The sequence below is a fragment of the Humidisolicoccus flavus genome (assembly GCF_045689595.1).
In the GTDB taxonomy this organism is placed as follows: Bacteria; Actinomycetota; Actinomycetes; order Actinomycetales; family Microbacteriaceae; genus Humidisolicoccus; species Humidisolicoccus flavus.
On record NZ_CP142724.1, the window covers coordinates 1,435,989 to 1,449,603 of the forward strand.

Annotated in this window: 12 protein-coding genes and 1 pseudogene; 5 read left to right on the plus strand and 8 right to left on the minus strand. The window is 63.2% G+C overall.

Annotated features, from left to right (window positions below; translation table 11 throughout):
* From U2H20_RS06835 to guaB, 8 genes are all read right to left on the minus strand, one after another.
* A complete protein-coding gene (locus tag U2H20_RS06835) occupies positions 1-906 on the minus strand; it encodes an SURF1 family protein (RefSeq protein WP_430591546.1) in 906 nt (301 codons plus the stop codon).
* 50 nt (positions 907-956) lie between these two features.
* Positions 957-2,264, minus strand: coding sequence for an MFS transporter (locus tag U2H20_RS06840; protein WP_430591547.1), 1,308 nt, complete (start codon positions 2,262-2,264; stop codon positions 957-959).
* Positions 2,261-2,794 carry an ArsR/SmtB family transcription factor gene (locus tag U2H20_RS06845; RefSeq protein ID WP_430591548.1) on the minus strand — a complete coding sequence of 178 codons (534 nt, stop codon included), beginning with the start codon at positions 2,792-2,794 and terminating at the stop codon, positions 2,261-2,263. Before U2H20_RS06845 ends, U2H20_RS06840 begins: the two co-directional genes overlap by 4 nt.
* Positions 2,795-2,958: 164 nt before the next feature.
* Entirely contained in the window at positions 2,959-4,737 is a 1,779-nt protein-coding gene (locus U2H20_RS06850) for a glycerol-3-phosphate dehydrogenase/oxidase (protein WP_430591549.1), read from the minus strand.
* 29 nt (positions 4,738-4,766) lie between these two features.
* Positions 4,767-5,888, minus strand: coding sequence for a GuaB3 family IMP dehydrogenase-related protein (locus tag U2H20_RS06855; protein ID WP_430591550.1), 1,122 nt, complete (start codon positions 5,886-5,888; stop codon positions 4,767-4,769).
* 39 nt (positions 5,889-5,927) lie between these two features.
* Positions 5,928-6,806 (minus strand): PadR family transcriptional regulator, encoded by an 879-nt coding sequence (locus tag U2H20_RS06860; RefSeq protein WP_430591551.1) that lies wholly within the window; start codon positions 6,804-6,806, stop codon positions 5,928-5,930.
* Positions 6,803-7,645 (minus strand): DUF4097 family beta strand repeat-containing protein, encoded by an 843-nt coding sequence (locus tag U2H20_RS06865; protein ID WP_430591552.1) that lies wholly within the window; start codon positions 7,643-7,645, stop codon positions 6,803-6,805. Before U2H20_RS06865 ends, U2H20_RS06860 begins: the two co-directional genes overlap by 4 nt.
* A 240-nt stretch (positions 7,646-7,885) precedes the next feature.
* A complete protein-coding gene (gene guaB, locus U2H20_RS06870; protein WP_430591553.1) occupies positions 7,886-9,388 on the minus strand; it encodes an IMP dehydrogenase in 1,503 nt (500 codons plus the stop codon).
* 298 nt (positions 9,389-9,686) lie between these two features.
* Between guaB and U2H20_RS06875 the strand changes: the two genes are divergently transcribed.
* The 5 genes and pseudogenes from U2H20_RS06875 to U2H20_RS06895 form a co-directional block, all read left to right on the plus strand.
* A complete protein-coding gene (locus U2H20_RS06875; protein WP_430591554.1) occupies positions 9,687-9,998 on the plus strand; it encodes a hypothetical protein in 312 nt (103 codons plus the stop codon).
* A gap of 32 nt (positions 9,999-10,030) precedes the next feature.
* Positions 10,031-10,846 carry a branched-chain amino acid ABC transporter permease gene (locus U2H20_RS06880; RefSeq protein ID WP_430591555.1) on the plus strand — a complete coding sequence of 272 codons (816 nt, stop codon included), beginning with the start codon at positions 10,031-10,033 and terminating at the stop codon, positions 10,844-10,846.
* 9 nt (positions 10,847-10,855) lie between these two features.
* Positions 10,856-11,836 (plus strand): branched-chain amino acid ABC transporter permease, encoded by a 981-nt coding sequence (locus U2H20_RS06885; RefSeq protein ID WP_430591556.1) that lies wholly within the window; start codon positions 10,856-10,858, stop codon positions 11,834-11,836.
* On the plus strand, positions 11,829-12,755 hold the full coding sequence (locus tag U2H20_RS06890) for an ABC transporter ATP-binding protein (RefSeq protein ID WP_430591557.1): 927 nt from the start codon (positions 11,829-11,831) through the stop codon (positions 12,753-12,755). The genes U2H20_RS06885 and U2H20_RS06890 overlap by 8 nt, the downstream gene beginning before the upstream one ends.
* Positions 12,752-13,492: pseudogene (locus U2H20_RS06895) on the plus strand (ABC transporter ATP-binding protein); the annotation flags it as partial. The gene U2H20_RS06890 and the pseudogene U2H20_RS06895, both read left to right, overlap by 4 nt.
* Positions 13,493-13,615 lie beyond the last annotated feature (123 nt).

The window sequence follows — 13,615 nt, forward strand, 5'->3', positions numbered from 1 at the left end:
CTACCTTACCGAGCCGGGATTCGAGGTCGAGCCCGCTGCCGACTGGGCGGAAAGCGCGTTCGCAACGACCGGCGCCTCGGTTTCGTCGTCGCCGAGCGGACCATCACCGTCTGGGTCGTCGTCCCAATCGTCGTCCCAGTCGTCGTCGCCCTCTTCTGCTGCCTCACGCTCACGGACGATGGCGTCTTTCACGAGGCGGTACCAGAGGTAGAAGGCGAAGAGCGCGAACACGATCCACTCGATCGCGTAGAACACGTTCAGCCAGTTGAGCTGCACATCGGTCAGCGGCGGCACGGAGACGATCGCCGTGAGGCCAGCGGGGGTGTCTTCTGTGATGACGTACCCGGGGTAGATGAGCCCTTCGAAGTCGGGCCAGAGATTGATGAGCATGGCGACGCTCATCGCGTCGCGCTCTTGCGCCTCGACGTCGACAGCGATCGGGTGCTCACTCGGCATATAGCGCCCGAGCATCTCGCCGCTCGGGGGGTTTTCGGCGAGCATTGCTGCAACCGCTTCAGCCTCGGCGAGCGTGGGCGCCCATCCGAGCGCGACCGCGAGTGAAACATCGGGATTGCCATCGACGCTCACGAGCGAACCGACGACCCAGAATCCTTCGGCTCCCTCGTGCTGACGACCCTCGAGGACGACGAAGCGATCGCTGGCCCATTCACCGGTCGCAGTGACCATACGGCCACCGGCCTCGGACGTCATCGGCTGACCAGGCACTTCGAGGTCGGCGAGCACCATGGGCGTCTCGGTGTCGCGAGTATCGCGCTGCGCACCCTCGACCGCGCGTTCAATCTGCCATTGCCCGAGCAGCGAGAAGACCGCTGAAACGAAAAGCGCTGCGAAGAGGACGCCGATCCAGCGCGGCTTCCTGGCCATCTGCCAGAAGGTGGTCTGCATTCATGCTCCGGGGATTACGGCGGTTTCGCCACGGTAATTCTACGGCTGTTTCAGCGCTCGCTCCCGGTGAGCGGGTTCTCTTCTACAGGGCGGGCATGCATCGCGGGTTGTGCAGGCTGCTCCGTCGCGGGGATTTGCGCGTCGGAGGGCACCGCGGGCTCCTCGTCGCGGTGGGGACCGGCCGATCCGCGACCAGCGAGCAGCACGATGCCAGCGCCCGCGACCATGATCACGGTCGAGGCGAGCACGATGATCCGGTAGTCGAACTGCAGGATCAGCGCCGCACCGACGAACGTCATGAGCGACTGCGGGAAGTTCGCGATGAGCCCGATCGCCGCCGAGACCCTCCCCTGTTCTGTCACGACCGTCATCCGCTGCTGACGGGTTTTCAACCCGACGATGACGGGGGGAATTCCGAACCCGAGGACCGCCTGGCCCGCAAGCACGACCCACAGTTCGCTCGCACCGAGGCTCAAGGTTCCGACGGAGAGACAGAGGATGCCGAGCATGACCGTTCCCGGTTCTCCGATTCGCTTGATCAACCAGGCCGAGCAGAGACCACCGACGATTCCAGTCGCGCCGCTGACCGCGCCGAACATCGCCACCATGGTCGCGGGCAGTGCCAGACCTGTCTCGACCGTGGCGAAGGCCACGACGTTGTAGAAGCCCGTCGCGGCGAGCGCGATCGCAACTCCGAGCACCATCCAGCCGAGCGCGGGCTGCTGGGCGGTTCGCCGAAAACCGACGCCGGCCTCGCGCCAGAAGCTCTCGCGCTCAGACGCTGCCTGCGGCGGGCTCTCTGCGAATCTCAGCAGCAGCATCGTCAGCATCGCGGCGCCGAAGAAGACCGCGGTGATCCAGACCACGGCGCCGATACCGAACTGCGCATAGAGCACGACGCCGCCGACGGGCGCGAGCACGCGCAGCGTCATATCGATCGTGGTCATGAGGGCGTTCGCGCTCGGGAGGGCATCGTCATCGAGGATGTCTCGCACGAGCCCCGACTGCGCGCTCATCCCGGCGAATTGCACGGTCGAATACACGAGCACGACGATCATTGCGATCCAGACCATCGAGGCATCACGCACGACGAGCAGGAGGAGCACCACGGGAATCGCGAGCGCGCTCGATCCCGCGAGCAGGATGCGGCGTGACATCCGGTCGGCGAGGTGTCCGAGGAGCGGCGAGAAGAGCGCAGGGATTGTGGCGAGCCCGAGCACGATGCCGGCGAGCGAGTCCGAGCCGGTGAGATCCTTCACCCACACCGCGATGCACAGGAACAAGATGCTGTCCCCGACGTTGATGCAGAACCACGAGAGGACGAGCGAGCGAAAGGCTTTCGCACGAAGGGCGATCATTCTGCACCAGGCCGAAGGGTGAACATGACCGTCGCGTCTTCCGCACTCGGATCGCTCGCGTGCTGCGCGGTGTACTCGTTGACGAGCACTTGCACGCGTTCGGCCAATTCGTCGAACTGCGCAGCACTCACGCGCACCTTCGCCCGAATGATCGCCGGATAACTCTCATCCTCGACCTTGGCGCGCTGGAGCGCGTGCATCATGCGCCCGGTCTCCTGGCTCAGCAGGTGCGAAGCAATGATGCGCACCGAGGCGAGGTCGTCGCTCGAGGCGATGCTGTCGCCTTCGATCTGCATGCTCGCTGCGAGGTATGGCTTCTCTCGCCCTCGACGCTCTGCGGGAACGACGAGTCCGAAGCGTTCGAGCTGCCGCAAATGGTACGAGCAGCTCGCCACTGACTCGCCGAGGATCTCGGCGCATTCGGTCGCAGTCTTTCCTGGGCCGCTCGTGCCGAGTGCGTCGAGGAGTGCGAGTCGACTCGGGTGCGCGAGCGCGCGGAGTGCTTCTGGGTTGACGGGAGTGCGTTCCATGTACTCACCGTACATTCTAAAGATCTCTTTATCAAGACTTCTTTAGAAATAATCGTCGGGTTCGAGTCGAGCTCAATCACGGGAGGCGACGACACCACCGAAAACACCACAGCGGCCCCGGTTTTCTCGGGGCCGCTGTGGTGTTCGAAGTTCGACGGTGCGCGCTACTCACTCACGACGCGAGTACCGACGGGTTCGCTCGTCGGCAGTGCATCGAAGGACACGATGTCCGGTGCCTCGAGGCGAGCGCGATCAGCCGACTCGTCATCTGGGAGTTCCTGGCTGGCGCGTTCCGCAGCGACACGCTTGCGATACGCGTTGACCTCGCGCTCGATCTCCTCGTCACTCCACCCGAGTGCCTCGCCCATGATGCGAGCGGCAACGGGTGCTGCGGCGACACCGCGGTCCCATGCTTCGATGGAGATGCGGGTGCGGCGCGCGAGCACGTCGTCGAGGTGCAATGCACCCTCGTGCGTTGCCGCGTACAGCACTTCAGCACCGATGTAGTCGTCGGCACCTGGCAGTGGCTCGAGCAGTTCCGGGCGCTCGCGAATGATGTCGAGCACCTCGTCGGTCATGACGCCGTAGCGGTTGAGCAGGTGCTCGATGCGGTGCTTGTGCACACCGAAGGCTCGCGCGATCTTGCTGCGTCGGTTCCAGGCCGCACGGTACCCCTCGGCGCCGAGCAGAGGAATTTCGGCGGTGCAGGAAGCCGGCACCTTGCCGTCGATCGCAGAGACCGCCTCGTCGATCGCGTCCTTCGCCATGACACGGTAGGTGGTCCACTTGCCGCCGGCCACGATCACGAGGCCGGGAACCGTGTGCGCAACGAGGTGTTCGCGGCTGAGCTTCGAGGTCTCATCGCTCTCGCCTGCGAGCAACGGGCGAAGCCCGGCATACACGCCTTCGACGTCAGCGCGAGTCAGTTTCACCGAGAGCACGCTGTTCACGTGATCGAGGATGTAATCGATGTCGGCGGCGGTCGCAGCCGGGTGCGCCTTGTCGAGGTTCCAGTCGGTGTCGGTGGTGCCGATCAGCCAGTGACGGCCCCACGGAATCACGAACAGCACGCTCTTCTCGGTGCGAAGCAGCAGACCCATCTCCGAGTGGAAACGGTCGCGAGGCACCACGAGGTGCACGCCCTTGGATGCGCGGACCTTGAAGTTGCCGCGGGTACCGACCATCGCCTGGGTGTCGTCTGTCCAAACGCCGGTCGCGTTGACGACCTGCTTCGCACGGATCTCGAACTTCTCGCCGGTCTCGTAGTCGTGCGCCTGCACGCCGACCACTCGCTCACCGACCTTCAAGAAGCCTTCCGCGCGGACTCGGCTGGCAACGTGCGCTCCATAGAACGATGCGGTGCGGACGAGGTTCGCGACATATCGAGCGTCGTCGACCTGCGCGTCGTAATAGGTGATGCCACCCACAAGCGCGTCGGGCGCGAGCGAAGGGATCTGCTTCTCGACCTGGCGCTTGCTCAAGTGCTTGTGCATCGGAACGCCCGGACGAGCGAACCCGGTGTAGCTGAAGGCGTCGTACATTGCCATGCCCGCACCGATGTAGGCGCGCTCGACCACAGGGGTTTTGAGCGGGTACAGGAAGCGGACCGGCTTCACGAGGTGTGGTGCAAGACGCTGGAGCAGGAGACCACGCTCGATGAGCGCTTCGCGAACCAGGCCGAAGTCGAGCTGCTCGAGATAGCGGATACCGCCGTGAATGAGCTTCGAGGAACGGCTGGATGTCCCGGAGGACCAGTCGCGAGCCTCAATGAGCCCGACGCGAAGGCCACGGGTCACGGCGTCGAGCGCCGCACCGGCGCCAACGATTCCGCCACCAATGACGAGGACGTCGACTTCTTTGCTCTTCATCGAGGCAAGGGCTGCCTCACGCTCTTCTCGACCGAGGCGCTTCGATCGGGTGACCGAATTCTCTTTCGCTGCCATGGCTTGTCCTTTCTTGAGCGTCGTGTGAACTACCGCGACTGATATGGCGCGACGACAACTTCGACGCGCTGGAATTCCTTGAGATCTTGGTATCCGGTGGTGGACATCGCACGGCGAAGCGCACCGATGAGGTTGCCGGTGCCGTCGGCGACTGCGGCCGGACCATTCAGCACCTCGTCGAGAGAGCCGACCTGGCTCACTTCGACCCGGTTGCCGCGCGGGAGCTTCTGGTTGTGCGCTTCTGGGCCCCAGTGCCATCCGCGCCCGGGTGCCTCGTTTGCGCGGGCAAGGGCGACGCTGAGCATGACCGCGTCGGAACCGCATGCGATCGCCTTCACGAGGTCGCCGCTGGTGCCGAGTCCGCCGTCGGCGATGACATGGACGTAGCGCCCGCCGGACTCGTCGAGGTAGTCGCGGCGAGCAGCCGCCACGTCGGAGATCGCGGTTGCCATCGGGGCGTGCAGACCGAGGACGTTGCGCCCGGTCGAACCTGCTCCGCCACCTGCGCCGACGAGCACGCCGGCAGCACCGGTGCGCATGAGGTGAAGCGCTGCGGTGTAGCTCGAGACACCACCCACGATGACCGGCACGTCGAGTTCGTAGATGAACTGCTTGAGGTTGAGCGATGCTCCATCGGCGGCAACGTGCTCGGCACTCACGGTCGCGCCGCGGATCACGAACATATCGACGCCTGCATCGAGCACAGCCTGGTAGTGCTTCTGGACTTCGTGCGGACTCAAGGAGCCGGCAACGATGACTCCGGCATCACGGATCTGCTGCAGGCGCTCGCGGATGAGTTCTGGCTTGATGGGTTCCGCGTAGATCTCGCGCATACGAGTGGTCGCGCGATCGACGGGCAACGACGCGATCTCAGCGAGCAGGGGCTCCGGGTCTTCGTAGCGCGTCCAGATGCCCTCGAGGTTCAAGACTCCGAGCCCACCCGCACGGCCGAGTGCGATCGCGGTCGCCGGACTCATGACCGAGTCGGTGGGAGCGCCGAGCACGGGAATGTCGAAGCGATACGCGTCGATCCCCCACTGGACCGAAACAAGGTCGCTGTCTCGCGTACGACGGCTTGGGACGACAGCAATGTCGTCGAAACTAAATGCGCGTCGGCCACGCTTTGCACGGCCAATTTCGATGTCACTCACGAGGTCAAGCCTACTCGCGTGGACCGACGGCAGAGGGGGTTATACGTTCGGATCGTGTTCACTCTCCGCGAGCAAACGAATCTCGCGGTGTGCGTTGTGGAGCGTGGCGACGATCTGGCCAGCGACTGCCGGCGTGATTCCCTTGCGACGCTGCGAGCGCAAAATACCACGGACGTCGCTCCGGAATTCGGCGAGCGCCAGCTCGACCTCCCGCATCGCGATGTGCTCGAGCGTGCTCTGCTCGGAGTTCTGCGAGGCCCGAGCATCGGATCCGCCCTCGGCACGGCGCCCATCGAAGCCGTCTGCTCCCTGTGACGATCCGGCATCGCTCGACTCGGCTCTGGTCGATTGACTGCCGGTCGATTTACCGCCGGTCGATTCCCATGCGCCTGCGGTGTCGTGTTCCTCGTGATCGGGCCAGCTCGGCTGGGCAGCCGGGTTCGGGATCCGCTCCTCGTTCGAGTGCCCGCCGAAAGGATCGCCAGACCACCATCCGGATTCCGACTTCGCTTTCGAGCGCTTCGTCTCGGCGCGCAGTTCTTCCTTTGCTGCGGCAAGGTCTGCCTTCAGCGTTCGCATTGCATGCTGCACGTCAGCGCGAACGCCGTCCGCGAGCTGACGGACCTGGTCGGAGATGGTCGTCTCGATGTCGTCGATGTCGTCTTTTCGATTGGCGAGTTCATCGCGACCCGACTCGGTGATGCTGTACGTCGCACGACGACCCTCGACCTCACGTTGCACGAGCCCCTCGGTTTCGAGCTTCGCCAGTCGCGGGTAGATCGTGCCGGCGCTCGGCGAGTAGGTTCCCCCGAAGCGTTCGCTGATCGCCTGGATGATCTCGTAGCCGTGCATCGGCCGCTCGCTCAGCAACTGCAGGAGGTAGAGGCGTAGGGAGCCGTGTGCGAAGACGCCGCTCATCGTTCGTCTCCTGCGGCTCGCGCCGCACCCGCGCGGCGCAGGACGGTGAGACCACCGGTCACGGAATTCATGTCGATCACGACTCCTGTGCTGCCGAAGCGGGCAATGCCGTTCGAGCGCTCCACCACCACGCCGTCAATGGTCGCTCGGGCGCCGATGCTCCGCAGCGAACCGCGAACGGGCAGCCCCTGATCGAACCGGAGCGTGGCATCGCCCGAGACACTGTTGAGACCGACCGTCTTGGGATCACCCGTGATGTCGAGCATGACGGTTCCCGCCACCGAATCGATGCTCACGTCTCGAAGCGCACCCGAGGCGGTGACCGAGCCGGAGGTGGTGTGCGCGGTGAGCTCACCATGCTGGTCGGAGGCTTCGAGATCGCCGCTCACCGAGTTGAACTCGACGTTGCCGCGGTGCCCATCGAGCTGCACATCGCCCGAGACGGTGTTGATCGTCGCCTTGCCCTCGAGTTCACTGACGAGGATCTCGGCGTTCACCTGGGCGAGCGAGAGCGCGACGGCCCGCGGCACTGCAATGCTGAGGTCGACCTTCGGCCCTTTCCCGATCCACTGCGCGAAGCCCTTCAAGCCTTCCCAGTTCTTTCGAGGGTGATCGATTCGAAGCGTACGACCGTCGAACTCGACGAGCAGGTCGATTCCCGTGACGGAGTGCACCTCGATGCGAGCCTGCTCCTCGTCGGTGCCGACGATGTCGAGTCGCCCGCCGATGACGCCAATGCGCAACTTGTGAGGCGCCGCGATCTCGATGGTGCGACTTTCGCCGGGCGCAACCTTCCAGCGCTCGTCGACTTCGTCTGCGCTGTAGTTCGTGGAGGTCATGGTGTTCCTTTGTTCGGTCCCGCTGCGACGAATGGCCGCCTCTGCAACAATTGCTGAGTCGCGATATATCGCGTCTTCTTAAAATCAAGATATATCGCGTTTGATACGAAGGCAAGGGGAAGTTTCCGGCTGCATCGCGGTCGTACCGCGCAGCGCTTCGGAACCGCACGACACGAACCCCGCACAACGCACAACAGCGCCTCCCGAAGGAGACGCTGTTGTTGTCGTACCGGCGAAGAATCAGCGGCGGTAGTTCGGAGCCTCGGCAACCATCTGAATGTCATGCGGGTGCGATTCCTTTAGACCAGCAGCGGTGATCCGGACGAACTTGCCCTTCTCCTGCAGATCTTCGATCGTGCGAGCGCCCGTGTAGAACATCGACTGACGCAGTCCCCCGATGAGCTGGTACGCAACCGTGGCGACTGGGCCACGGTACGGAACCTGACCTTCGATGCCCTCGGCGATCAGCTGCTCATCCGTTGGCACATCTGCCTGGAAGTAGCGGTCGCGCGAGTACGAGGTCTTCTTGCCGCGAGTCTGGAGCGCTCCGAGCGAACCCATTCCGCGGTAGGTCTTGTACTGCTTGCCGTTGACGAGCACGAGGTCTCCCGGGCTCTCGTCGCAACCGGCGAGAAGCGAACCGAGCATCACGGTCGAGGCTCCAGCCACAATGGCCTTCGCGATGTCGCCGGAGTACTGCAGGCCACCATCGGCGATTACGGGGACGCCAGCGGGTCGAGCCGCGAGCGAAGCTTCGTAGACGGCGGTCACCTGCGGGACGCCGACACCGGCCACGACACGAGTGGTGCAGATCGATCCGGGACCGACGCCGACCTTCACTGCGTCAGCGCCGGCATCGATCAGCGCCTGTGCGCCCGAGCGAGTGGCAACGTTGCCGCCGATGATGTCGACGTGCGCCGCGCTCGGCTCTGCCTTCAGCCGACGGATGATGTCGAGCACCCCAGCGCTGTCGCCGTTCGCCGTGTCGACCACGAGGACGTCGACGCCGACCTCGACGAGTGCCATTGCGCGGTCCCAGGCGTCACCGAAGAAGCCCATGGCCGCACCCACGCGGAGTCGGCCGTGCTCGTCCTTCGTTGCGTTCGGGTACTGCTCGGTCTTGTCAAAGTCCTTGACCGTGATGAGTCCGCCCAGCTTGCCGTCCTCGTCGATCAACGGAAGCTTCTCGAGCTTCGTGCGACGGAAGATCTCACGAGCATCCTCGCGAGAGATGCCAACGGGAGCAGTGGTGAGGGGCGACTTCGTCATCACGTCGCGCACGAGCGTCGTCTCGAACTCTTGGCGCGGGACGAACCGCATGTCTCGGTTGGTGATGATGCCGACCAGCACACCATCGGCGTCGACCACGGGAAGACCCGAGACGCGGAACTTGCCGCAGACCTCGTCGACCTCTTGCACGGTTGCGTCGGGATGCGTGGTCACCGGGTCGGTGATCATGCCCGATTCGCTGCGCTTCACCCGGTCGACGATGCTCGCCTGATCGGCAATAGAGAGGTTGCGGTGCACGATACCTATGCCACCTTGCCTCGCCATTGCAATCGCCATGCGCGCTTCGGTCACGGTGTCCATGGCACTCGAGAGCAGCGGAGTGCCCAGACGAATGCGTCGAGTCAGTTGAGTGGAGGTATCTGCTTCGCTCGGAATGACATCGGTATGCCCGGGAAGGAGCATGACGTCGTCATAGGTGAGTCCAGTGAATCCAAAGGGGTCTGGCGTAGTCATCACAACCAATGTTATCGAGTCGTTCCCAGCACGAAACATATTCGCTTCATTCGCCGGGGTATTGTTTCACCACCGTAAAACGGAAAACGAGGCCGGACCATTCCCGTTCCGAGCACATCGTTTTGCGCAACCGAGTGGAGAACAGGTGGAGTTGACTCAACGTCCCACAATCCGGAGAACGGCCAGACTACTAGCGGCCGCAATTCTTCTTTCAATCGTTTCGCTTTTTGCCATTGGCGCTGCAGGCGCCGGCGCTTCCACCACTCCTGAACCCACAGAAAGTTCCAGTGTCTACTCCATGGGTGGCACGCTCAAGAACGAGGGCGAAGGCGTTGGCGGAGTCGACATTCTTGTCGAAGGCCCCGCAGGCTTCAGCGAATCAGCAACGACCGATGACACCGGGCGCTGGAGCGTTCCGTTGCCAGGTGGAGGTGAATACACTGCAACGTTGCAGGTCGAGACCCTCCCCGATGGAATCGCACCTCGCGACCCAGACAATGTCAGCAGGACAATCCAAGTCGGAACGACGAGCACCGCAAACGTGCTCTTCCCCTCGGCGAAGGCGCCGCGGGCGGAGGGGACTTCCTTGCGAAGCTGTTCTCCCGTCTGATTACCGGCCTGAACTTCGGACTGCTGCTGGCGTTGGCCGCGATCGGCATCACGCTGATCTTCGGCACCACCGGCGTCAACAACTTCGCACACGGTGAAATGCTCACCTTCGGTGCGATCGTGTACTTCACGTTCACGACCATCGGCCTCAACATGTGGCTCGCGATTCTTGCAACGCTGCTCGCGAGCGCCCTGTTCGGCTGGACACAAGATGCGGTGATCTTCAAACCGCTTCGAAGGAAGCGAGTCGGACTCGTTCAAGTGCTGATCGTGACGATCGGTCTCTCGATCGCAGTCCGCTACGGATTCCAGTTCTTCTTCGGCGGCGGCACCGAAAACTATCCGAACCGCCCCGTCGAGAACGTCACGATCGGGTCGGCAACGATCACGCTCACGAGCCTTGTGAGCATGTTCGTCAGCATCATCGTGCTGCTCGCGGTCGGGTTCTTCCTGACCCGCACGCGATTCGGAAAGGCGACGCGCGCAGTGAGCGACAACTCCGGCCTCGCTGCCGCCTCGGGTATCAACACCGACTTCGTCATTCGAATCGTGTGGGTCCTCGCAGCAGTCCTGACCGGTCTCGCCGGAATCCTCTACGGGTTCTATCGAGGCGTCACCTGGGACATGGGTTTCACGATCCTGCTTCCGCTCTTCGCCGCGGTCACCCTCGGCGGGCTCGGCAGTGCCTTTGGTGCTCTCATTGGAGCCATCGTGATCGGTCTCATCACTGAGATCTCCACGATCTGGATTCCAACCGACCTTCGTTACGCAGTAGCCCTGGTCGTACTCATCGTCATGTTGCTCATCCGGCCTCAAGGACTCTTGGGCCGAAAAGAGCGGATCGGTTAGGAGAGAACCATGGACTTTGTATCCCTGATCGAAAACGCCATGCGGGAGCTCGTCAGCCCCGCCGCAGCCGCATACGTCTTGGCCGCCATCGGCCTGAGTGTCCACTTCGGATACGCAGGTCTCCTGAACTTCGGTATGGCCGGGTTCATGGCAATCGGCGCGTACGGCTACGCCATCGCTTCACTGCTCCTGGGCTTCAACGCCCTCATGGCAGCACTGTTTGCGATCATCCTCGCGATCATCTTCTCGTTCATCCTCGGAATCCCGACTCTGCGGTTGCGCGGTGACTACCTCGCAATCGTGACGATCGCGGCGGCAGAAATCGTCCGCTACGTCGTGATGACCACGGGAATGACCCCGATCACTCGCGGTTCACAAGGAATGTCCGGGTACCAGACCGACTTCAACGCGCTCAACCCGCTTCCGGCCGGCAACTACGGCTTCTGGGTTTGGGAAGCAGGAGCCACTGGCACCTGGATGCGGATCGTCGCCTGGTCGATCGTGATCCTCGTGACGCTCCTCGTCTTCTTCTTGATGCGAAGCCCCTGGGGCCGAGTGCTCAAGGGAATCCGTGAAGACGAAGACGCGGTTCGCAGCCTCGGAAAGAACGTCTGGAGCTACAAGATGCAGGCGCTCATCCTCGGAGGTGTTATCGGTGCTGTCGCCGGAATCATCTTCGTGCTCCCGAGCAACGTGCAACCCGTCGCATTCATGCCGACCCTGACGTTCTTCGTCTGGACCGCGCTCCTCCTTGGTGGAGCAGCAACGGTCTTCGGCCCGATCGTCGGTGGCGTGCTCTTCTGGGTGCTGTTCTCACTGACACAGGGCATCGTTGGCGCTTTGCAGGCCTCCGGCGTCTTCGGCGCACTGCCACCATCACAGGCCGGTCAATTGCGATTCGTCCTCGTTGGTATCGCGCTGATGCTGATTGTGATTTACAGGCCGCAAGGTATCTTCGGCAATAAGAAGGAGCTGTCCTTTAATGTCTAACACCACAACAAGCACCCACCCGCTCGTCGCCGGCGAAGTCGCTCCCGGCTGCAAGAAGGTCGATCCCATCGTCGTCGCAGACGGTGTGAAGCGCCACTTCGGCGGACTCACGGCGGTCGACGTCGAGCACCTGGAAATCCCGCGCGGGGCGATCACCGCCCTCATCGGTCCCAACGGTGCCGGCAAGACCACCTTCTTCAACCTGCTCACCGGGTTCGACCGTCCAAACGAGGGCACGTGGGAATTCGAGGGCCAGTCGCTCGCGAACGTTCCCGCGCACCGTGTCTCCCGTCGCGGAATGGTTCGCACCTTCCAGCTCACGAAGTCGCTCAACCGACTGACCGTGCTGCAGAACATGCTGCTCGGCGCACGAGGGCAAGGCGGAGAGAACTTCTTCGTCGGACTCTTCAAGCCGCTGTGGAGCAAACAGGAGAAAGAGTTCACCGAGAAAGCAGACGCACTGCTCGCTCGCTTCAAGCTCGACACGAAGCGTGAGGATTACGCAGGCTCCCTCTCCGGCGGACAGCGCAAGCTGCTCGAGATGGCGCGGGCGCTCATGAGCGACCCGACCCTCGTCATGCTCGACGAGCCGATGGCTGGTGTGAACCCCGCGCTCACCCAGTCACTGCTCGATCACGTCAAAGGCTTGAAGGAGACCGGCATGACCGTGCTCTTCGTCGAGCACGACATGCACATGGTCCGCCACATCTCCGACTGGGTGGTCGTCATGGCCGAAGGTCGCGTGGTCGCCGAGGGTCCGCCCGAGACGATCATGCAGGACAAGGCCGTCGTTGACGCGTACCTCGGTGCGCACCACGAAACCGACCTCGGCACGCTCACGAACCAGGAGGCCGCGATCATCAGTGATCAGGCCGCCGACGAAGTGGACGCCGCGATCGCTGAGGAGGAACAAGCATGAGCGAAAGCAGCGCAGTAACGCCAGTGCTCGAGACCAAGAATCTGGTCGCGGGGTACCTGCCGGGAGTGAACATCCTGAACGGTTGCTCGATTCACGCGAACCAGGGCGAACTCATCGGCATCATCGGGCCGAACGGTGCGGGCAAGTCGACACTCCTGAAAGCCGTCTTCGGCCAGGTGAACGTTCGCGGCGGAGAGATTCTGCTCTCGGGTCGCGACATCACAGGGCTCAAGGCTGACAAGCTCGTGACCTCCGGTGTCGGCATGGTTCCGCAGAACAACAACGTGTTCCCTTCGCTCACCATCGAAGAGAACCTCGAGATGGGTCTGTTCCAGCAGCCGAAGATGTTCAAGGAACGCTTCGACTTCGTGGGAACGCTCTTCCCCGAGCTCGTGAAACGACGCAAACAGCGCGCCGGTTCGCTCTCGGGTGGTGAGCGTCAGATGGTCGCGATGGGCCGCGCGCTCATGATGGACCCTTCGGTGCTCCTGCTCGACGAACCGAGTGCTGGCCTCTCCCCTGTTCGTCAGGACGAGACCTTCCTGCGGGTGGCCGAGATCAATAAGCACGGCGTCACGATCGTCATGGTCGAGCAGAACGCTCGCCGTTGCTTGCAGATCGCGCACCGTGCATACGTGCTCGACCAGGGCACCGACGCCTACACGGGAACAGGGCGATCGATGCTCACTGACCCGAAGGTCGTCGAGCTCTACCTCGGAACGCTCGCAACGGACGTCGAGACCGCTGCACACGATCGTGAGGAGATCTCGCTCGCGAACGCGAAAGCAGCGGGTGCAGAGTCCGCGGAGGCAGAAACCACGACAACGGCGGCTGCTGCCCCAGTATCGGCTCAGCCGGTT